Here is a 21,504-nt window from a genome sequence, read left to right as displayed (position 1 = left end):
CCCATCTTTCCACCGACGCCCCCTCGATTCACCGGAGGTTCCCGATGACCCGCACAGTTCTCACCGACGGATGGCGCGTGCGCCCCGCGGCCGGCCCCTTCGCCGCCGCCGAGGGCGCGATCCCCGCCGAGCCCGTGCGCCTGCCGCACGACGCGATGCGCGACCTCGAGCGCTCGGCCGGCGTCCCGGGCCGGGGCGCGGGGGCGTACTTCCCGGGCGGCGCCGTCACCTACCTGTACGACCTCGCGGTGCCCGACGCGTGGCTCGAGAAGAGCGTCTTCCTCGAGCTGCAGGGCGTGCACCGCCGCGCCCAGGTGTTCGTCGACGACGAGCTCGCGGGCAACCGCGCCGACGGATACGCGCGCTTCTTCGTCGAGCTCACGCCGTTCCTCCGCTTCGGGGGCGCGTCGACGATCCGCATCGAGGCCCGCGCGGGGCAGGACTCGCGCTGGTACTCGGGCCTCGGCATGCACCGGCCCGCGGCGCTGCACGTCCTCGACGCCGTCCACGTCGTGCCCGACGGCGCGACGGTGACGACGGCCTCCGTCGACGCCGAGGAGGCCGTCGTCGAGGTCCGCACGACCGTGCGCAACACGCTCCGGACGACCCGGACCGTGCGGGTCGCGTCGCGGATCCCCGGCGTCGACTCGGACGCGTCGCCGATCACGCTCGCGCCCGGCGAGGAAGGCGTCGTCCGGCACCGCCTCGCGGTCGCGGCCCCGCGCCTCTGGTCGCCCGACGACCCGCAGCTCTACGAGGCCGCCGTGGACGTCGACGGATCGGACCCCGTGACCGAGACGTTCGGGATCCGCACGATCACCGCCGACCCGCGGCACGGGCTGCGCATCAACGGCGTGACGACGCTCCTGCGCGGCGCGTGCATCCACCACGACAACGGCCCGCTCGGCTCCGCCGCGATCGGCCGCGCCGAGGAGCGCCGCATCGAGCTGCTCAAGGAGGCGGGCTTCAACGCCGTCCGCGCGACGCACAACCCTCTCTCGCCCGCTATGCTCGACGCCTGCGACCGCCTCGGCATGCTCGTCGTCGACGAGGCCTTCGACATGTGGACGCGCTTCAAGACGCCCTTCGACTACGCCGCCGACTTCCCGCAGTGGTGGGCGGAGGATCTCGCCGCGATGGTCGCGAAGGACCGCAACCACCCGAGCGTGATCCTCTACTCGCTCGGCAACGAGATCGCCGAGACCGGGAAGCCCCACGGCGCGCGCTGGGCGCGGCGCATGGCCGAGCACGTGCGCGCGCTCGACCCCACGCGCCTCGTGACCAACGGCGTCAACGCGCTGCTCGCGGTCATCGACGAGATCCCCCAGATCACCGAGGAGCTCGGCGGCCTCAACCAGGCGGCGGCGCAGGGCGGCGACCCGTTCAACGAGATCGGATCGAGCGAGGCCGCGACGCGGCGCACCGAGGAGTCGAGCGCCGTCCTCGACGTCGTCGGCTTCAACTACGCCGAGTCGCGCTACGCGCCCGACCGCGCGGCGTTCCCCCACCGCGTCATCGTCGGATCCGAGACCTTCCCCGCCCAGATCGGGCGCCTCTGGCCGATGGTCGAGGAGAACCCGCACGTGATCGACGACTTCACGTGGACGGGCTGGGACTACCTCGGCGAGGTCGGCATCGGCTCGACGGCCTACGCCGACGACCCGACCGCCGAGCCGGGCCTCGAGCGCGAGTTCCCCTTCCTCACGGCGTGGACGGGCGACATCGACATCACGGGCCACCGCCGCCCCATGTCGTACTACCGCGAGATCGCGTTCGGGCTGCGCTCCGAGCCGTACATCGCCGTGCGCCGTCCGGAGCACCACGGATCCGCGATCGCCTCGCCCTCGCCGTGGGCGTGGAGCGACTCGGTCGCGTCGTGGACCTGGGGCGGCTTCGAGGGCCGGCCCGTGACGGTCGAGGTGTACGCCCGCGCCGAGCGCGTGGAGCTGCTGCTCGACGGATCCCCCCTCGCCTCGGCGAAGGTCGGCGCGGAGCGCCCCCTCCTCGCCGTGATCGAGACGACCTACCGGGCGGGCGTCCTCGAGGCCGTCGCCTACGACGGCGACCGCGAGGTCGGGCGCCACGCGCTCGCGACCGCGGGGCCCGCGTCGCTCACGGCGACGGTCGACCGCGACCGGATCCGCGACGACGCCGACGACCTCGCGTTCGTCGCCCTCGAGCTGCGCGACGCCGCCGGGGCCCTCGTGGCCGACGACGACGTCCCCGTGACCGTGGAGGTCGCGGGCCCCGCCGAGCTCGCCGGAATGGGGAGCGCGAACCCCAAGACGGAGGAGCGCTTCGCCTCCGCAACCTGGCGCACCTTCGACGGGCGCGCGCTCGCGGTGATCCGCCCCACCGGCGCCGGGGAGGTCACGATCACGGCGACCTCGCCCCGCGGCGCCGCCGAGGCGCACGTCTCGATCGGCTGACGGGCGGCGCGGGATCGGGGCACCGGCAGGGCCACCCTGGCCCGTCCCGGCGCCCCGATCCGGTGAGAGACTGACAGCGATGACTCTCCTCGGATCCCCCGCCCTCGCGGACATCCTCGATCGGGCCGTGCGCGGCGAGCGGCTCGAGGTCGACGACGCCGAGGCGCTTCTCGGCGCCGAGGGCGACGACTTCGAGCGGCTCCTCGACGCGGCCGCGCACGTGCGCGACGAGGGCCTGCGCCTGGCCGGCCGCCCCGGCGTCATCACGTACTCGCGCAAGGTGTTCATCCCGCTCACGACGCTGTGCCGCGACCGCTGCCACTACTGCGTCTTCGTCGACACCCCGGGCCAGCTGCTGCGCAAGAGCAAGCCCGCGTACATGAGCGAGGCGCAGGTCCTCGCCGTCGCGCGCCAGGGCCAGGCGATGGGCTGCAAGGAGGCCCTCCTGACGCTCGGCGACCGGCCCGAGGACCGCTGGCCCGAGGCCCGCGCGTGGCTTGACGAGCACGGCTACGCCTCGACGCTCGAGTACGTGGGCGCGATGGCGCGCCTGATCCGCGAGCAGACGGGACTCCTCCCCCACCTGAACCCGGGCGTCATGCACCCCGAGGAGCTCGCGGCGCTCCGCCCGACGGCCCCGTCGATGGGCGTCATGCTCGAGACGACGTCGCGCCGACTGTTCGCCGAGCCGGGCCAGGTGCACTTCGGATCGCCCGACAAGGATCCCGAGGTCCGCCTCCGCCTGCTCGAGAACGCGGGCGAGGCGCGGATCCCCTTCACGACGGGCGTGCTCATCGGCATCGGCGAGACGGTCCGCGACCGCGCCGAGTCGATGGTCGCGCTGCGCGCCGCCCACGAGCGGAACGGGAACCTGCAGGAGATCATCGTGCAGAACTTCCGCGCGAAGCCGCGCACCGCGATGCAGGACGTGCCCGACGCGGCGCTCGTCGAGTACGTCGCCGCCGTCGCCGTGACGCGGCTCGTGTTCGGCCCGCGCATGCGCGTGCAGGTCCCGCCCAACCTCCAGGATGCGCTCGAGCTCGGCCTCCTCGTGCGCGCGGGGGCAGACGACTGGGGCGGCGTCTCGCCGCTCACGGCCGACCACGTGAACCCCGAGCGCCCCTGGCCGCACCTCGACGACCTCGCCGCCGCGACGGCCGACCTCGGCTTCACGCTGCGCGAGCGACTCACGGCGCACCCCGAGTTCCTCGGCGACGCGTGGATCGACCCCGCGCTCCGCGACGCCGTCGACGCGCTCGCGGATCCCGAGACGGGTCTCGCGCGCGAGGGGGTCTCGCCCCGGGGATCCGCGGCGCCCGCCCCCACCGAGGCGGCCCGCGACCACACCCCGACGCTCGAGGCGCCCGGCGGCCTCGTCGCCGCGGTCATCGAGCGCGCGGCGCAGGATCCGGCATCCCTCGACGACGACGAGTGGGCGCGCCTCCTCGCGACGACTGGCGACGAGCTCGAGGCCCTCGTGCGCACGGCCGACGACGTGCGGCGCTACACGGTCGGCGAGGCCGTGAGCATCGTCGACAACCGCAACATCGCCTCGACGGGCCTCGGCGCCGAGTGGGATCTGCCCCTCCTCGCCGACATGGCGCGCGACGCCGACGACCTCGGCCTCACGGAGATCTGCGTGCAGGGCGTCGTGCCGGGCGAGCCCGAGGGGTACCTCGACATCGCCCGCACGATCACGGACGCCGCCCCCGGGATCCACCTGCACGCCTTCCGGCCGCAGGACGTCGCCGACCTCGCCGACCGCTCGGGCCTCGGCCTCGCGGGCGCGCTCGCGGCGATGCGCGAGGCCGGCGTCGACACCGTCCCCGGCACGGGCGTGAAGATCCTCAGCGAGCGCGTGCGCCGCATCACCGCGCCGGGCGACCTCGAGATCGACCGCTGGACCGAGACCGTCACGGCCGCGCACGAGGCCGGGTTCACGTCGACATCGGTCCTCTTCTACGGCCACGCCGAGACGGCGCTCGAGCGCGTCGACCACCTGCGCCAGCTCATGCGGATCCAGGCCCGCACGCGCGGCTTCACGGAGTTCGTCCCGATCCCCCTGCCGGGCGGCGACGTTCCCCTCGTCGCGGGCCGCTCGCCGCTCGACGAGCACCGCGCGATGGTCGCCGTCGCGCGGCTGATGCTCACGGGGTCGATCCCGCACATCCAGCTGCCCTGGACGCGCTACGGCACGGCCGTCGCGGCCGAGCTGCTGCGGGCGGGCGGCGACGACCTCGGCGGCACGCTCCGCGACGGCCGGGTCGGCGCGTCGTTCGGGGCCGAGGCCGGCCGCGAGCTGCCCCTCGGCGCCGCCCGCGCGCTCGTCAAGCCCCTCTTCCGCCCCCTGCGCCAGCGCACGACGACGTACGGCGAGGTCGGATCCCGGAGGTCGGCGGGCGCATGACCCTGCACGTCGACGCCGTGATCGTCGGCGCGGGCTTCGCCGGCATCGCGCAGGCCCTGGCGCTGCGCGCCGCGGGGGTCGAGTCGTTCGTCGTCGTCGAGCGCGCCGACCGCGTGGGCGGCACGTGGCGCGACAACACCTACCCCGGCATCGCGTGCGACGTGCCCTCGCACCTCTACAGCCTCGCGACCCACCCCTGGGCGCACTGGTCGCGGGTCTTCGCGCCCGGCGCCGAGATCGAGGCCTACCTCGAGAGCGTCGTCGCGAGCGAGGGCCTCGCCGATCACCTGCTCCTCGGAACCGCGATGACGTCGGCCCGGTGGGACGGATCCCGCTGGCGCGTCGCCGTCCAGCACAACTACGGCGATTCTCGCCCGCGGACCCCCGAAACCGGCCTCCCGGGCCGATCCGGCGCAGATCTGCCGTACTCCCGCGCCGAGGACATCGTCGCCGACCACCTGGTCCTCGCCGCGGGCCGCCTGACCGAGCCGCGGATCCCCGACGTCCCCGGACTCGGCACCTTCTCGGGCCCGATGTTCCACTCGGCTCGGTGGGATCACGCGGACGCCCCGCACGACTCCCTCGCGGGCCGGCGCATCGGCGTCGTCGGCACGGGGGCGAGCGCGATCCAGCTCGTCCCGGCGCTCGCGGCGCTCGGCGCCCGCGTGACCCTCTTCCAGCGCACCCCCGCCTGGATCGTGCCGCGCGGCGACCACCCCGTCGACGCCGCCGACCGCCTGCGCTTCGCCGCCGATCCCGCGGCGCTCGCGGCCCACCGCGACGCGCTCTACGCGGAGGGCGAGGAGCGCTTCGCCTCGCGCTCGGGCGACCCCGTCGCGGCGGGCGCCGCCGAGGCGGCCGCCCGCGCGCATCTCGCGAACCAGGTGCCGGATCCCGCGCTCCGCGCCCTCCTCACGCCCGACTACGCCTTCGGCTGCAAGCGCGTCCTCCTGAGCGACGACTTCTACCCCGCGATCGCCTCGGGCGCCGTCCGCCTCGTGCCCTCGGCGCTCGCCGAGGTGCGCGGATCCGCTCTCGTCGCGGCCGACGGATCCGCCCACGAGGTCGACGCGATCGTCTTCGCGACGGGCTTCGAGACGACCCGCCAGCCGTACGCCGCCCTCGTCGAGGGCGAGCGGGGATCCCTCGACGCGCACTGGGCCGGGGGCATGACGGCCGTCGCCTCGACGCTCGTCTCCGGGTTCCCCAACATGTACGTGCTCAACGGGCCCAACGCCTCGCTGGGTCACAACTCGTCGATCCTCGTCTCCGAGGCGCAGGCCGACTTCGCGGCGTCGCTCATCGCCGAGCGCTCCGCCGCCCCCTACGCGTTCCCGGATCCCATCCGGGTCACGGACGACGAGGAGGCCGCGTCGACGGCCGACGTCGCCCTCCGCGCCGCCCCCACGCCGTGGATGACCGGCGGCTGCAGCAACTGGTACGTTGACGACCGGAGCGGCAGGCTCGCCCTGCTGTGGCCCGGCACCGTCGCCGATTTCCGCGCGCGCCTCTCGGCGGCGCGACCGCGCCGGACCACCCTGCGCGAGAACGAAGGAGCACTGCCATGACCGTTCCCTTCCGTCTGGGATACAAGGCGTCCGCCGAGCAGTTCGGCCCGAGCGAGCTGCTCGACTACGCCGTGGGAGCCGAGGAGAACGGCTTCGACTCGGCCTTCCTGAGCGACCACATGCAGCCGTGGATGCACGAGGGCGGGCACGCCCCCGCCGCGCTCCCCTGGCTCGGCGCGGCCGGCCAGGCGACGAAGCGCATGATCCTCGGCACCTCGGTCCTGACCCCCACGTTCCGCTACCACCCGGGCGTCGTCGCGCAGGCCTTCGGGACCCTCGGGGCGATGTTCCCCGGGCGCATGGTGCTCGGCGTCGGCACGGGCGAGGCGCTCAACGAGGTGACCCTCGGCCAGGCCTGGCCCGAGTCGCCCGAGCGCTTCCAGCGCCTCAAGGAGGCGATCACCCTCATCCGCACGCTGTGGCGCGAGGAGCGCGTGACCTTCGAGGGGAACTACTACTCGGTCGAAAACGCGACGATCTACGACAGGCCCGCCGAGGAGGTCCCGATCTACATCGGCGCGTCCGGCCCCGCGGCGACCCGCCTCGCGGGCCGCATGGCCGACGGGTGGATCACGACGAGCGGCAAGGCGCCCGAGCTCTACACCGACAAGCTCCTGCCGGCGTTCGACGACGGGATCGCGAAGGGCGGCCGCGAGCGCGGCGACGTCGACCGGCTGCTCGAGGTCAAGGTGTCGCTGCGCCCGGGGGATCACGAGAAGGCCCTCGAGAACACGCGCTTCTGGGCCCCCCTCGCCCTCTCGCCCGAGGAGAAGACCGGCGTCGACGACCCGATGGAGATGCAGCGCCTCGCCGAGCAGCTGCCCATCGAGCGCGCCGCGAGCCGCTTCATCGTGTCGGACGATCCCTCCGAGCACATCGCCCGGATCCAGGAGTACATCGACCTGGGCTTCACGCACCTGATCTTCCACGACCCCGGGTTCGACCAGGCCGAGTTCCTCGAGATGTACGGGCGCGAGGTCCTTCCGAAGCTGCGCGAGGCGAACGCCTGATGCGCTGGTCGATCGTCGTCCCCGTCAAGGCGACGGCGACGGGCAAGTCGCGCCTCGACGGGGCCCCCGTCGACCACTCGTCGCTCGCCCTCGCGATCGCGCTCGACACCGTCCAGGCCGCCGCGGCCGCGAAGCGCGTCGACGAGGTCGTCGTCGTGTCGAGCGACGCCCAGGTGCAGGCGGGCGTCGAGGGGATCGACGGCGCGCGGTGCATCCCCGACCCCGGCATGGGCCTCAACGGCGCCGTCCGCGTGGGGCTCGAGCGCGCGGCGAACGACGCCCGCGCGGCGCTGCTGGGCGACGTCCCCGCCCTCGACCCCTCCGACCTCGACGCCGCGCTCGACCTCGCCGAGCGCAGCGAGCGGTCGGTCGTCGTCGACGCCGAGGGATCCGGGTCGACGCTCGTCGCCTGGCGCGCCCCCGGGACCTTCGAGCCGCACTTCGGCCCCGACTCGGCGGCGCTGCACCGCGGATCCGGCTTCGCCCCCCTCGAGGTCCCGCAGGGATCCACGGTGCGCCGCGACGTCGACACCCTCGAGCAGCTCCAGGCGGCGGCCGCCCTCGGGCTCGGGCCCCGCACGACCTCGCTCCTCGCGGCGGCCCGCGCCGCGTGAGCTACCGCTACACCGCGACCCCGACGCCGATCGGCGCCGCCGTGGCGGTGTTCGACGGCGACGCGCTCGTCGCGCTCGCGACCGCCGACGACGCGGCGTGGATCGTCGAGGGCGTCTCGCGCGAGCTGCGCCGCGACCTCGAGCCCGCGTCGGGCGACGTCGCGGGCCTCGGCGCCCAGCTCGACGAGTACTTCGCGGGCGAGCGGCGCGGCTTCGACGTCGCGGTCGATTGGCGCCTCACGCGGGGCTTCGCCCGCGACGCACTCGAGGCCGTCGCCGAGGTGCCCTACGGCGAGACGGCGAGCTACGGCGAGATCGCCGAGCTCTGCGGTCGCCCGCGCGCCGCCCGCGCCGTCGGCACCGCGTGCCGCATGACGCCCCTCACGCTCGTCGTGCCCGTGCACCGCATCATCCGCGCCGACGGCACGATCGGCGAGTTCTCGGGCCGCGAGGACGTCAAGCGCTTCCTCGTCGACCTCGAGCGCCGGGCCGTCGCGGGCTGACGCGGGTCAGGCCGCGGCGGCCGCCCGGGCCGCGGCGGGCAGCGCGTCGGCGATGCGGGCGAGCGCCGCGTCGTCGTGCGCGGCCGTCACGAACCAGGCCTCGAAGACGCTCGGCGGCAGGTTGACGCCCTGCGCGAGCATGCTGTGGAAGAACGGCGGGTAGCGGTGCGCCTGCTGCGTCTTCGCCGTCGCGTAGTCGCCCGGCTTCTCGGGGAGGAAGGCGACGCCGAACAGCGATCCGACCCGCGAGATCGCGTGCTCGACGCCCTCCGCGGCGAGCGCGCCCGTGAGCGCGGCCGTCACGGCGTCGGCCGCCGCGTCGAGGTGCGCGTAGACGTCGTCGGTCGCGAGCTCGAGGGTCTTGAGGCCCGCGGCGACCGAGAGCGGGTTCCCCGAGAGGGTCCCCGCCTGGTAGACGGGTCCCGTCGGGGCGAGCTGCTCCATGACGGCCTTCTTCCCGCCGAGCGCCGCGAGCGGCATGCCGCCGCCGACCACCTTGCCGAAGGTGATGATGTCGGGCTCGTACGCGGGCCCCGTCTCGACCTGCAGCCCCCACGCGCCGGCCCGGTGCACGCGGAAGCCGGTGAGGACCTCGTCGAGGATCAGGAGGGATCCCGCCGCGTGCGCGATGTCGGCGAGGGCCGCGTTGAACCCGGCCGGGGGCTCGACGACGCCCATGTTGGCGGGGGCGGCCTCGACGATGATCGCTGCGATCCGCTCGCCGTGCGCGGCGAAGACCTCGCGGACGGCGTCGAGGTCGCCGTAGGGGACGACGAGCGTCTGCGCCGCGACCGGCTCCGGGACGCCCGCCGTTCCCGGGAGGGCGAGGGTCGCGACGCCGGATCCCGCCGCCGCGAGGAGGCCGTCGGAGTGGCCGTGGTAGTTGCCGTCGAACTTCACGAGCAGGTCGCGGCCCGTGACGCCGCGGGCGAGCCGGATGGCCGTCATGGTCGCCTCGGTGCCCGTCGACACGAGCCGCACCTCCTCGATCGGGCTGAGGCCCGCGGCGGTGACGCGGCCCGCGATCGCGGCGGCGAGCTCGACCTCGCCCTCCGTCGGGGCGCCGAACGAGAGGCCGCGCGCGGCGGCCTCGGTGACGGCGGAGACGACGTCCGGGTGCGCGTGCCCGACGAGCGCCGGCCCCCACGACGCGACGAGGTCGACATAGCGCCGCCCGTCGGCGTCGGTGACGTACGCCCCGTCGGCCGCCGCGAGGAACAGCGGGGTCCCTCCCACGGATCCGAACGCCCGGACCGGCGAGTTCACGCCCCCGGGGATCAGGTCGCGTGCGCGGTCGAAGAGCTCGTCGTTGCGGGTCATGGATCCATTCTCCCGCGATCCCCTGGAGGACATCTTCCTGCCGGGAGGACATCCATTTCGATGTCCTCCCGGCAGGAAGATGTCCTCACGCTCCGAACGACGGGAGGCCGGGGATCGCCGGCGGAGCGTCGTACTGCGTTCGGAAGGTGTGTCTCCCCGATGCCGCCGTCACCGGGGTCGCCTGGCCCGGGAGGAGGATCTCCGCCTCGGTGTTGGGCGGGACCTCGACCTCCAGAACGAACGCCGAGCGGTCATATGTCCACGACACCGCGGCCCGGCCGTACGGGGTCTCGTGGGCCGCCCGCGCCCACGTCAGGTGCGGCGACGGCAGAGGGGCGACGCGGATCCGCCGGTACCCGGGCGACGCGGGGGCGAGGCCCGCGACGCGGCGGTGCAGGAAGTCGGCGATCGCGCCGAAGGCGTAGTGGTTGAAGCTCGTCATCTCGCCGGGGTTGACGGACCCGTCCGGCAGCATCGAGTCCCACCGCTCCCAGACGGTCGTCGCGCCCATGCCGACGGCGTACAGCCAGCTGGGATTCTCGCGCTGCATGAGCAGCTCCCACGCCGTGCCGACCTGGCCCGTGTCGGCGAGCGCGTCGGCGACGTGCGGGGTCCCGAGGAAACCGGACCCGACGCGGAAGCCGTCGTCGCGCACCTGCTCGGCGAGGAGGCGGCCGGCGCGCGAGCGCTGCTCCTCCGTCAGCAGGCCGAACCGGATCGCGAGCGCGTACGCCGTCTGCGACGGGAACGCCGCCCGCCCCGACGGCGTGACGTACTCGTCGCGGTACCGCGCGGCCGCCCGCTCGAACAGCGCCGCGTAGGTCGCCTCGTCGCCACCACGGCCGAGCACCCGCGCGGCGTCGCGGAGGATCCGCGCCGAGTTCGCGAGATAGGCGACCGCGACGGGCTGCCAGGGCAGCCGGGCGGCCCACGGCTGGTCGTCCGGCGCCGCCGAGTCGAGCCAGTCGCCGAATGAGAAGCCGTCGGCGAAGGCGAGGTCGTCGCCGCCCCGCGCCGCGAACCGGTCGACCCACGCCGTCATCGACGCCCACTGCCGCTCGAGCACGCCGCGGTCGCCCGATCGCTCGTACATCGTCCACGGGACGACCGTCGCGGCGTCGCCCCACCCGGCCTCCGCGTCGAGCGGCGGCATGCGGTCGTCGGCGACGATGAACGGCACGTAGGGCGGGACGTTTCCGTCATCGTGCTGATCGGCGGCGAGGTCGTCGAGCCAACCCGTGAGCATGCCCGCGGTGTCGTAGAGGAACGCGGCCGTCGGGGCGAACACCTGCAGGTCTCCCGTCCAGCCGAGGCGCTCGTCGCGCTGCGGACAGTCGGTCGGCACCGAGAGGAAGTTGCCGCGCATCCCCCACAGGACGTTCTCGTGCAGCCGAGACAGCGACGGATCCGACGCCTCGAAGGATCCGAGCCGCCGCATGTCGGTGTGGACGACGACGGCGGCGAAGGCATCCGGGTCGACCGCGCCGGGCCAGCCCGCGACCTCGGCGTATCGGAAGCCGTGGAACGTGAAGTCGGGCTCCCAGACACGGGCGGATCCGTCCGAGACGAACTCGTCGGTCGCGCGTGCGGCGCGCAGGGGGCGCGTGCCGAGCTCGCCGTCCTCGAGCACCTCGGCGTGGCGCAGCGTCACGACCGACCCGGCCGCCATCGCGGGCAGGTCGACGCGCAGCCGGCCGACGAGGTTCTGGCCGAAGTCGAGGATCGTCCGCCCCGCCGGCGTCGTGATGACCTCTTGCACGGGGAGCTCTCGCGTGCGCCTGACGGGAGGCCCCGACGGCGCGACGAGCGTCGAGGGGTCGAAGGGCACGGGCTCGACGGGCTCCCACTCCGCGTCGTCGAAGCCCGGCTCGTCCCAGCCCGCGATGGCGCGGCGCGCGTCGAACGACTCGCCCATGTACAGGTCGGCCCGTGTGACGGGGCCGAGCGCCGAGCGCCACGAACCGTCGGATCCGAGCACGAGGACCGAGCCGTCGGCGAGCGTCGCCTCGAGCTGCACGAGCGCCGCGGTCCTGTCGCCGTAAATCGCGCGGCTCCCGCCGAACCCGAGGTAGCCGCGGAACCACCCGTCGGCGAGGTGCACGCCGATCGCGTTGGCCCCCTCCCTCACGAGGGGCGTGACGTCCCACGTTCCGTATCGCAGGCGCGTCTCGTAGCTCGTCCACCCGGGGTGCAGCACGTCGTCGCCGATGGGTGTTCCGTTGAGGGCGAGCGTCATGACTCCGCGGGCCGTCGCGCGGATCCGCGCGCTCACGACGCCGGCGGGGAGGTCGACCTCTCCGCGGATCAGCACCGCCGGCTCGCCCCCCTCGCCCTGCGGCGGCAGCGTGGGAGCGACCATCTCGGCCGCCCAGAGGGCGGGCTCGAGGATCCCGGCCTCGACGGCGACGGCCTCGCTCCACGCGCTCTCCGAGCCGTCGGTGCCCCACACGCGCACGCGGACCTCCCGGCGCCCGCGACTCGGGAGCGGCGCGAAGGGCCAGTCCACGAGGACCTGCTCGGCGGATGCGATGCGGCCCGTCGTCTCCTCGCCCGACGCGATCTCGTAGGCGGCCTGCCGCCAGCCGGCGGCGTCGGTGCGGGTCGCCCATGACAGGCGCGGCGCGGCCGCGCCGATGCCGAGCGGCTCCGTGAGGTGCTCGATGGTGAGACGGTCGACGGCGATCATCATGTCCTCCTCGCGACGATGCGTGGGACAACCGTAGCTCGAAAACCTGAAACGTTATAACTTTTCGAGGAGCGGCTCGGAGAGGAAGCCGTCGAACACCCGCACGGTGTCGTCGACGATGTCGGCGTCGAGGTCATCGAGCCACAGCAGCTGCGTGCCCTCCACGGCGGCGAGCGAGGCGATCGCCGCGCGCCGCGGCTCGACCCCCTCGCGCAGGCCACCCTCGGCCCGCACCTCCTCATACGCGCGGGTCACGGCGTCGGCGATGCGCGCGAAACGCGCCGTGAAGTAGGGGCGGACGGGGTGATCCGGGTCGGTCGCCTCAGCCGCGAGGATCGTGTACAGCTGCACGATCCCCCGGTTGTCGCGCTGCGTGCGCGAGATCTCGACGAGGCCGCGCAGGAAGTCGCGCCCGTGCAGGCCGCCGAGGGACCCCTCCGCAGCCTCGTCGCGACGTTCGAGGACGGCTCGGAGCAGCGCGATCTTGCCGCCCTGGAAGTGGTGCAGGACCCCCGTCTGGGTGATGCCGACGACGCGCGCGATCTCGTTGACCGAGCTCGCGGTGTACCCGTTCTTCGAGAAGACGGCGACGGCCGCGTCGAGGATCTGCTCCCGCCGCTGCGCCGTCTTGCGGTACTCACCCCGGGGCCCAGCCATCTCCCGAAACTACCGCGCGGCGCAAAAACATTGCGCCCTTAATGTTTTGGTGTTAGCGTCGCCGGCGTCCCCGATGCCGCGGATACCCGAACACGACGCAGTGCTCAGGCAAGGAAGCCGACATGACCTCACCCGATCCGAAGCTCACGACCGACCCCGTCGTCGAGCCGACCCCGACCCAGATCTTCCGCCAGAAGGTGCACCCCCCGAAGGCGTTCATCCTCTACATCGCCTTCGCGATCATCGGCGCGGGCGCCGCGCAGATGTCGCTCGCCCTTCTGACGCTCACGCTCAAGGCGACCGAGCTCGACGCCGAGGGCGCGACGACGATCATCTCGCTCTCGAGCGCGATCGCGGGCATCTTCACCCTCATCGCCCTGCCCGCAGTCGGCACGATGAGCGACCGCTCGCGATCGGCGTTCGGGCGCAGGCGCCCCTATCTCGTGGCCGGCGCCGTGAGCTTCGTCGCGGGCGGGCTCCTCCTCATCGTCGCCCCGAACATCCCCGTTCTCGTCGCCGCGCACCTGCTCGTGACGCTCGGCTTCGTGTGCGCGAACATCGCGGTCACGGCGCTCGTCACCGATCAGCTGCCCGCGGAGCGCCGCGGCCCCGTCGTCGCCGTCATCAGCATGGGCACGGCCGTAGGCGGGCTCCTCGGCACCGCGGTGTCGATCCCGTTCGGGGACAACCTGTGGGCGAACGTCGGGATCCCGACCGTCATCGCCGTCGCGGGCATGCTCCTGCTGGCGGCCCGCGTGCGCGACCCGAAGTGGGAGTTCCCGAGCGCGCCCTTCAGCATCCGCAGCGTCGTCGGGGTGTTCTGGGTGAACCCGCTCGCCCACCCGAACTTCACGTGGATCTTCACGAGCCGCATGCTGGTCTTCTCGGCGGTCGGCGCGCTCAACGCCTTCCAGGCCGTGTTCCTCATGCAGCGTCTCGGCATCGAACCCGCCCACCTCGGGACCATGATCACGCTGACGGTCCTCGTGACCGCGGGCGTCACGATGATCGTCACCCCGTACATCGGCCGCCTCAGCGACAGGCTCGGCGTCCGCAAGCCCTTCGTCGTCGTCGCGGCCTTCGTGCTCGCGCTCGGCCTCGTGTTCGCCTCGCGCACCGAGAGCTTCGGCATGTACCTCGTCGCCTGCGGGGTCGTCGGGCTCGGTCAGGGCGTGTACTTCGCCGTCGAGCTCGCGCTCGGAACGCTCGTGCTCCCCGACCCCGACAACCCCGCGGGCGCGATCGGCATCCTCAAGATCGCCGACAACCTGCCGACGACGATCGTCGCGGCCGTCGCACCGGCGATCCTCGCGATCGGCGGCGGGCAGAACTTCTCGGCGCTCTTCATCGCCGGCGCGATCTCGGCGGTCGTCGGCGGCCTCGTGATCACCCTCATCCGCGGACCCAAGTAAGAGAGCAGGACCTCGCATGGCATTTCCCGATTCGTTCCTCTGGGGCGTCGCGACCGCAGGACACCAGAACGAAGGCGACAACGTCCACAGCGACATCTGGGCGCTCGAGCACACGACGCCCACGCTGTTCGCCGAGCCCTCCGGGCGGGCGGCCGGAGGGTACGACCGCGTCGAGAGCGACCTCGACCTCGTCGCGGCTCGGGGCCTCGGCGCCTACCGCTTCTCTGTCGAGTGGGCGCGCGTCGAGCCTGCCCGCGGCGAGGTCGTCACGGCCGAGCTCGATCACTACGAGCGCGTCGTGGACGCAGCGCTCGAACGCGGGCTCGCCCCCGTCGTCACCCTCAACCACTTCGCGTCGCCCGCCTGGTTCGCCGCCGCGGGCTCGTGGCTCGCGCCCGACGCCGCCGAGCTCTTCGCGGCCCAGGCCGACCGCGTCATGGCGCGCTTCGGCGACCGCATCGCCGTCGCCGTGACGATCAACGAGCCCAACCTCGAGCAGCTGCTCCAGGCGGGAGGCAAGCTGCCCCCCGTCGCCGAGCAGATCAAGCGCGACATGCTCGCCGCCGCCGCGCGCGATGCGGGCACGGAGCGCTACTTCGCGTCGAACGTGCTGCCCGCAGAAGCGCAGGCCGATTTCCAGGCCGCGTTCACGGTCGCCCATCGCGCCGCGAAGGCGGCCGTGAAGGCGCGCCGGGCGGACCTCCCGACGGGCGTATCGATCGCGATCGCCGACGACGTGGCGCTGCCGGGCGGCGAGGCCCACCGCGACGCGCGCCGAGCCGCCGTGTACGACCACTGGCTCGACGTCGCGCGCGACGACGACTTCATCGGCGTGCAGAACTACGAGAGGTTCACCTACGACGCCGACGGCGAGGTCGCGCCCGCCGGCGAGCTCAACGGCATGGGGTCGGAGCTCGCCCCCGCGGCGCTCGCGGGGGCGGTGCGATACGCACACGAGCGCTCCGGCGTACCCGTTCTCGTGACCGAGCACGGCGTGCAGACGGACGACGACGCCCAGCGCGCGGCCTTCATCCCCGCCGCGCTCGCGGAGCTCGAGGCCGAGATCGACCGCGGCACCCCCGTCCTCGGCTACTGCCATTGGACGCTGATGGACAACTTCGAGTGGGTCTTCGGATACGGCCCGAAGCTCGGCCTCGTCGCCGTCGACCGGGAGACGCTCGCGCGCACCGCGAAGCCCAGCTTCGACGCCTATGGGGCGTTCGTCAGGCAGGCGGCCCCCGCCGCCGTCTGAGGGATCCGGATCCGGATCCGTTGGGGCGCCCTCCCGCGCGGCGGGGAGGCGCCCCACCGGCGTCCCCGGCGGGTTTCACGCGCGCGTCATCCCGGCGACACCTTCCGTTTCCAGGACCGCACGATCATGAACCACGCGTCCGTAGGAGATGGATCCCACGGACGGATTGACCGTGAGAAGGATCCGTGACGGCACGACACACCCGCAGGCGCCCCCTGGCCTCCGTCTGGGCCTACGGCCTTATCGCGCCCGCGATGCTCGTGTTCCTCGTCTTCTCGATCTTCCCGTCGGTCGTCACGGTCATGATCTCGCTGTTCGACTGGAACTGGCTCAACACGGCCATGAGCGAGTTCGTCGGCCTCGAGAACTACCGCGCGATGCTCGCGGGCGAGACGACGCCCTCCTTCTGGTCGACGCTCCGGATCTCCTTCGTCTTCATCATCGCGATCGTCGTCTTCGGCACGGCCATCTCGCTCGCGATCGCCATGCTCCTGCGCCGGTCGACCCGGATCGCGATGTTCGGCCGCGCCGCCGTGTTCATCGCGTACGTCACACCGCAGGTCGCCACCTCGATCGCGTGGATCTGGATGTACAACGACCGCTTCGGGGTGCTCAACGCCCTCCTCTCGGCCGCGGGCCTTCCCCGCATCGACTGGCTCGGGAACCCGGGCGTCGCCCTCGTCGCGATCATCATCTACACGCTCTGGAACGGCACGGGCTTCACGATGATGATCTTCCTCGGCGGGATCACGACGCTGTCGACCGACCAGTCGGAGGCCGCGCGGCTCGACGGCGCGAACGCCTGGCAGGAGTTCTGGCACGTGACGCTTCCGCAGCTGCGGCCCTTCGTGACGTTCGTCGTGATCATCACGTCGATCCACTCGCTGCAGGCGTTCACGCAGTTCTTCGTCATGACCTCGGGCGGCCCCGGATACGTCACCTCGACCCTCGGGTTCGAGGTCTACCGCCAGGCGTTCGTCACCCGCAGCGCGGGTTACGCCGCGGCGCTCGCCGTCGTGCTGTTCGCCATCACGGCGATCATGTCGGCCGCCCAGATGCGCATTAGCCGTCGACTCTCCCTCTGAAACCCCTCACCAAGGAGCACACCACCATGGCAGCACCCTTCGCGCGGCGCGGGCTCCGTCGCCGCGTCCTCACCGTCGCCGGGGCCGGCACGATCGCGGCCCTCGCCCTCGCCGGCTGCTCGGCGAGCGACGGCGGATCCGGATCCTCCGACGCGTCGTCGGGCGACGAGCCCGTCACGATCACCTTCATGGAGGCCATGTCGTCCGGATCCCTGCAGACGGCCCTCGCCGACGCGACCGACCGCTTCGAGGAGGCCAACCCTCGCGTCACGGTCGAGCTCGTCGAGCAGCCCGACTACGGCACGCTCCAGACGAAGATCGAGGCCGAGGTCTCGGCGGGCAACGCCCCCACCATCGCGCAGATGTACCCCGGCTGGGCCGTGCCGCTCGTCGAGGCGGGCGCGCTCGAGTCGCTCGACGACCGCGTCGCCGGATCCGACGAGTACGACGGCTTCTACGAGGGCATCAAGAGCTCGATGACTCTCGAGGACGGCACGAACTGGATGTGGCCGTTCAACAAGTCGCTCTACGTGCAGTACTACAACACCGACATGGTGTCCGAGGCCCCCACCACCTGGGACGACTTCGGCACCGTCGCGCGCGACGTCTCGAAGGACGGCGTCGTCGCCCTCTCGGTCGACCCGGGCGGATCGGGCGGCATGGGCGCGGGAACGCAGCTCGTCGACATCCTCGCGCAGTCGAACGGCGGCGCGACCTTCGACGACACCGGCGCCCCGACGTTCACCGACCCCGCCGTCGTCGACGCCCTGCAGTACTTCGTCGACATGCAGTCGGACGGCGCCCTCGCGACCGGCACGAACTACCCCGGCCAGGTCGCCCTCGGCGCCGAGACCGGCGCGTTCGACCTCTCGACGGTCGCGGGCTACACCTACGAGCTCGACGCCGTCGGCGACAAGTTCGACCTCGGCGTCGCCCCGCTGCCCGAGGGATCCGCCGGAGCGGCGAACTCGCTGTCCGGCACCAACATCGGCATGTTCTCGTCGGCTTCCGACGCCGAGAAGGACGCCGCGTGGTCGTACATGGAGTTCCTCACCTCACCCGCCGAGATGGGCGCCTGGGCCGCCGCGACCGGCTACCTGCCGATCTCGGCCGACGCGATGAACGACGACTCGTACGCCGACTACCTCGCCGAGAACCCCTGGGTCTCGGGCGTCATCGAGCAGCTCGACACCGCGACCGAGCCCGTCCCCCAGTCGTGGACGTCCGAGGCGCAGGGCTACCTCGCCGCCGCCGTCTCCGAGGCCCTCGCCGGCTCGGCGACGCCGGAGGACGCGCTCGCGAGCGCCCAGGCGTCGGCCGAAGCCCTCGTCAAGTAGCACCCCGAGAAGAAGGATCCCCATGACCGGTGTCGCAGCGATCGACGGCCCCGTGGCGCGCGCGCCGCGGCGCCGGTCGCGGGGCCTTCCGGGGAGGGCGGGGCGCGCGGTGCTCATCGTCGCCGTCGCCGTCGTCTTCCTCTTCCCGCTCTTCTGGGTCGTGATCACGAGCCTCGCCTCGAGCGACTCGGTCTACACGCCCACGCCGAACTTCATCCCGCAGTGGAACTGGGACAACTACGTGCGCGCGTGGCAGGGCGCCCCGTGGCTGCGGTACTTCGGCAACACCGTCTTCATCGCGGGGACGGTCGCCGCCCTCTGCGTCACGACGAGCCTGCTCGCGGGCTTCGCCTTCGCGCTCATGCGGTTCCGCGGACGCGGCGTCGCGTTCGCGCTGACGATCTCGGTCCTCATGGTGCCCGAGGCCGTCCTCCTGATCCCGAACTTCCTCGTCGCGAGCAGGGCGGGCCTGCTCGACACATACCTGATCCAGATCATCCCCTGGGCCGCGACGGGCTTCGGCGTCTTCCTCGTGCGACAGTTCTTCCAGACCCTGCCCCCCGAGATCTTCGAGGCCGCCGAGATCGACGGCGCGGGCCCCCTGCGCATGCTCTTCCAGGTGGGCGCGCCCCTCGCGGTGCCGAGCCTCGTCCTCGTGGGCCTCAACGCGTTCCTGGGATCCTGGAACTCGTTCCTCTGGCCCTACCTCTTCACCTCGTCCGACGCGATGCGGCCGATCCAGGTCGGCCTGCAGCAGTTCTTCGGCGCCGAGGGCACCGACTGGACGGGCCTCAGCGCGGCCGTCGTCTTCACCACGATCCCCCTCGTCGTCCTGTTCCTCTTCCTGCAGCGCTTCTTCATCTCCGACGCGTTCGCCGGCGCCGTGCGCGGCTGAAAGGCTCTCCCCATGACCTCCTCCACGACGGTCGAGATCCTCGGCGGCATCGCCGAGATCGGCTACAGCATGATCCTCGTCTCGACGCCGAACGCCCGCGTGCTGCTCGACATGGGCATGCGCGCGACCGAGGAGAGCCTCCTCCGCTGGCCCGCGGATCCGCGCCCCGGCCTCGAGCTCGTCGACCTGCTGCGCGGCGGGGTGCTGCGCGAGCTGCCCGGCTTCTACGACCCGGATCAGCTGGCGCACGCGCCCGAGCTGGCGTCCGAGCCGTGGGCGGAGGCGGATCCGCGGCCCACGGCGATCTTCCTCTCGCACGCGCACATCGACCACGAGGGCGCGCTCGGCTTCGCGCGCCCCGAGATCCCGCTGTACGCGACGCCCGGCACCGTGCGCGTGCTCGCGGCGCTCTCGGCCTCCGGCGAGCCGCGCATGGGCCGCACGCCCGATCCCGTCGCCCTCGATCCCGGGACGCCGCTCCCGATCGGCGACCTGACGGTCGAGTTCCGGCTCGTCGACCACGACGTGCCCGGCGCCGCGGGCGTCATCGTGACGACGCCCGACGGCACGGTCGCCTACTCGGGCGACATCAACTTCCACCGGGACGGCGGATCCCGCTCGCACTCCTTCGCCGAGCGGATCCGCGGGTGCGAGCTGCTCGTGACCGAGACGACGGGGCTCTCGTTCGACGGGCCCGACCGCGAGCCGCGCTCCGAGGACGAGATCGACCGGATCGTCGCCGAGGCCCTCGCGGTCGACGCCCTGCACCTCGTCGCCCTGTACCCGCGCGACGTCGAGCGCGCCGAGCGGATCATCCGCCTCGCCGCCTCGCTCGGGCGGACCCTCGTGTGGCCCGACCGCGACGCAGCGTTCCTCCGCGCGATGGGCATCGACCAGGTCGCCGGGCGGGACGCCGTGACTCTCGACGACGTCCGCGCGAACCCCGCCTCCTACCTCGTGCAGCCCGACGTGCGGGCGATCCCCTCCCTCGCCGACCTGCCCATCGAGCCCGGCCGCACCGCGTGGATCCACTCGCAGGGCGAACCCCTCGGCCCCTTCATGCCCGACTGGGCCGTGTTCATGGAGTGGCTCGAGCGCCTCGGGATCCGCGTCGTCGAGGCCGGATCCTCGGGCCACGCTTCTGGCGCCGCGCTGCACGCGTTCGTGGACGCGGTCGCCCCGGCCCGGGTGATCCCGATCCACGGCTTCCGCCCCGAGCGCCTGCAGCCATCCGTGCCTGTCGCCCTCCCCGCCTACGGCGAGCTCTACGAGCTGTAGCAAGCCATTCGCGCCCACCACGCTGCGCGGCCGGGACGTGATGCGCACGAACGGCTCTTCGGATCCGCGTTCCACGACCATTCGCGCACACCACGCCGCGCGCCCGAAACGTGGTGTACGCAATGGCTCTTCGAAGCTGGTGCTCGCGGCCATCTGCGTCACCTGGCGCTGCAGGAGTCAGGACTCTGGCGGCGTGATCGGCACCCGATCCGTCGCCGGGATCAGCCAGAAGACGCCGTCCTCGTCCGTCGGGTAGTGCTCTGAGACCGACCACGCCGGCTCACGGAGCAGCTCGACCGCGTCGGAGCCTGTCGAGGCGGGATCGCTCTCGCGCGCATGCGGCGGGAAGATGATCCGTCTGCCGAGGATCACACCACCATCGATGAATCGCTCGTAGATCACGCAGACCGAGTTCGGCGACTCCACCCAAGCGCTGTGCACCCGGATCTCGTCAGAGAAATACGCGGCGTCGCGCACGAGCGCATCGAGCACCGCCCGTGCGTCCTCGAGACCAACCATCAACACACGGACCCTGGCGGATGAGTAGAGGGGAAACTTCCCATCAATATCGGCCCACGCTAGTGCCGACCCCCACCGGTTCGTATGAGAAGGTCAACTGGACATCACCAGAAGCAACCTGCGACAAGAGTTTCTTGACTTCATCACTCTCGAAGTATTCAACCTGGGTTTGCCGTTCAGCGACAGTGAGACCGCGTTCTAATAGCGCATCGGATTTCACTTCCCCATCCGCCCCGATAGAAAGAGGTGCATTGCTGATATTGTTCAACCTCAACGCGACCCAGCTAGGGCATTTAGTGGCACCGCCCTGCTGGCAGTACATTGTTTGAAGGCCGAGCTTTCCACCCGCCGGCCAGCCATGGTATTCCTTAGTTGCTGGACAGCAGAACATTTCGTTGCGCCTGAAGCGAGGGGATGTTGTGATAGTTCCATGCCTTATCCATCCCCCACCCCTTCTTAGCATCCGCGTCCCAAAACCCACGACGAATCGGGATCTTTCCGAGCACCGCATTTTGAGCGTTCGTCATGATTT

The 21,504-nt window shown here is 72.4% G+C and carries 16 protein-coding genes; 12 read left to right on the top strand and 4 right to left on the bottom strand.

All coding sequences use genetic code 11. From position 1 onward, the window contains the following. The first annotated feature begins 44 nt into the window (after positions 1–44). The 6 genes from H576_RS0106940 to H576_RS0106915 all read left to right on the top strand — a co-directional run bounded on the left by H576_RS0106940 (position 45) and on the right by H576_RS0106915 (position 8,531). The gene (locus tag H576_RS0106940; protein ID WP_029150338.1) at positions 45–2,429 is read left to right on the top strand and encodes a glycoside hydrolase family 2 TIM barrel-domain containing protein; all 2,385 of its coding nucleotides are present in this window, start codon (positions 45–47) and stop codon (positions 2,427–2,429) included. 79 nt (positions 2,430–2,508) lie between these two features. Beyond that, positions 2,509–4,836 (top strand): 7,8-didemethyl-8-hydroxy-5-deazariboflavin synthase CofG, encoded by a 2,328-nt coding sequence (cofG, locus tag H576_RS0106935; RefSeq protein WP_029150337.1) that lies wholly within the window; start codon positions 2,509–2,511, stop codon positions 4,834–4,836. Continuing rightward, a complete protein-coding gene (locus H576_RS14700) occupies positions 4,833–6,404 on the top strand; it encodes a flavin-containing monooxygenase (RefSeq protein WP_051172326.1) in 1,572 nt (523 codons plus the stop codon). The genes cofG and H576_RS14700 overlap by 4 nt, the downstream gene beginning before the upstream one ends. Beyond that, positions 6,401–7,414, top strand: coding sequence for a glucose-6-phosphate dehydrogenase (coenzyme-F420) (gene fgd / locus H576_RS0106925; protein ID WP_029150336.1), 1,014 nt, complete (start codon positions 6,401–6,403; stop codon positions 7,412–7,414). The genes H576_RS14700 and fgd overlap by 4 nt, the downstream gene beginning before the upstream one ends. Further along, positions 7,414–8,028, top strand: a complete 615-nt coding sequence (gene cofC / locus H576_RS0106920; protein ID WP_029150335.1) for a 2-phospho-L-lactate guanylyltransferase — start codon at positions 7,414–7,416, stop codon at positions 8,026–8,028. The genes fgd and cofC overlap by 1 nt, the downstream gene beginning before the upstream one ends. Next, entirely contained in the window at positions 8,025–8,531 is a 507-nt protein-coding gene (locus H576_RS0106915) for a methylated-DNA--[protein]-cysteine S-methyltransferase (protein ID WP_029150334.1), read from the top strand. The genes cofC and H576_RS0106915 overlap by 4 nt, the downstream gene beginning before the upstream one ends. Positions 8,532–8,537: 6 nt before the next feature. On the opposite strand, the gene hemL is transcribed toward H576_RS0106915, so the two are convergent. The 3 genes from hemL to H576_RS14690 all read right to left on the bottom strand — a co-directional run bounded on the left by hemL (position 8,538) and on the right by H576_RS14690 (position 13,194). Continuing rightward, positions 8,538–9,851, bottom strand: coding sequence for a glutamate-1-semialdehyde 2,1-aminomutase (gene hemL / locus H576_RS0106910; RefSeq protein ID WP_029150333.1), 1,314 nt, complete (start codon positions 9,849–9,851; stop codon positions 8,538–8,540). A gap of 85 nt (positions 9,852–9,936) precedes the next feature. Then, positions 9,937–12,537: a glycoside hydrolase family 78 protein gene (locus H576_RS14695; RefSeq protein ID WP_036319822.1), complete on the bottom strand. Its 2,601-nt coding sequence runs from the start codon at positions 12,535–12,537 to the stop codon at positions 9,937–9,939. 54 nt (positions 12,538–12,591) lie between these two features. Continuing rightward, positions 12,592–13,194: a TetR/AcrR family transcriptional regulator gene (locus H576_RS14690; RefSeq protein WP_051172324.1), complete on the bottom strand. Its 603-nt coding sequence runs from the start codon at positions 13,192–13,194 to the stop codon at positions 12,592–12,594. 122 nt (positions 13,195–13,316) lie between these two features. On the opposite strand from H576_RS14690, the gene H576_RS0106895 reads away from it, so the two are divergent. From H576_RS0106895 to H576_RS0106870, 6 genes are all read left to right on the top strand, one after another. After that, positions 13,317–14,606 (top strand): MFS transporter, encoded by a 1,290-nt coding sequence (locus H576_RS0106895; protein WP_029150332.1) that lies wholly within the window; start codon positions 13,317–13,319, stop codon positions 14,604–14,606. 16 nt (positions 14,607–14,622) lie between these two features. Then, complete coding sequence (locus H576_RS14685) at positions 14,623–15,858, top strand: family 1 glycosylhydrolase (RefSeq protein ID WP_051172320.1); 1,236 nt, start codon at positions 14,623–14,625, stop codon at positions 15,856–15,858. A gap of 185 nt (positions 15,859–16,043) precedes the next feature. Beyond that, entirely contained in the window at positions 16,044–16,943 is a 900-nt protein-coding gene (locus H576_RS0106885; RefSeq protein WP_029150331.1) for a carbohydrate ABC transporter permease, read from the top strand. A gap of 26 nt (positions 16,944–16,969) precedes the next feature. Continuing rightward, positions 16,970–18,280 carry an ABC transporter substrate-binding protein gene (locus tag H576_RS0106880; RefSeq protein ID WP_029150330.1) on the top strand — a complete coding sequence of 437 codons (1,311 nt, stop codon included), beginning with the start codon at positions 16,970–16,972 and terminating at the stop codon, positions 18,278–18,280. A 22-nt stretch (positions 18,281–18,302) separates the two neighbouring features. Further along, positions 18,303–19,175: a carbohydrate ABC transporter permease gene (locus tag H576_RS14680; protein WP_051172318.1), complete on the top strand. Its 873-nt coding sequence runs from the start codon at positions 18,303–18,305 to the stop codon at positions 19,173–19,175. 12 nt (positions 19,176–19,187) lie between these two features. Next, complete coding sequence (locus H576_RS0106870; RefSeq protein ID WP_029150329.1) at positions 19,188–20,453, top strand: MBL fold metallo-hydrolase; 1,266 nt, start codon at positions 19,188–19,190, stop codon at positions 20,451–20,453. Between the two features lie 177 nt (positions 20,454–20,630). Here H576_RS0106870 and H576_RS0106865 read toward each other — a convergent pair whose 3' ends face one another. After that, positions 20,631–20,972, bottom strand: a complete 342-nt coding sequence (locus tag H576_RS0106865) for a hypothetical protein (RefSeq protein ID WP_156888161.1) — start codon at positions 20,970–20,972, stop codon at positions 20,631–20,633. Between the last annotated feature and the right edge of the window lie 532 nt (positions 20,973–21,504).

It is taken from the genome of Microbacterium indicum DSM 19969 (assembly GCF_000422385.1).
In the GTDB taxonomy this organism is placed as follows: domain Bacteria; phylum Actinomycetota; class Actinomycetes; order Actinomycetales; family Microbacteriaceae; genus Microbacterium; species Microbacterium indicum.
This window is presented reverse-complemented; position numbering and strand designations above follow the sequence as displayed.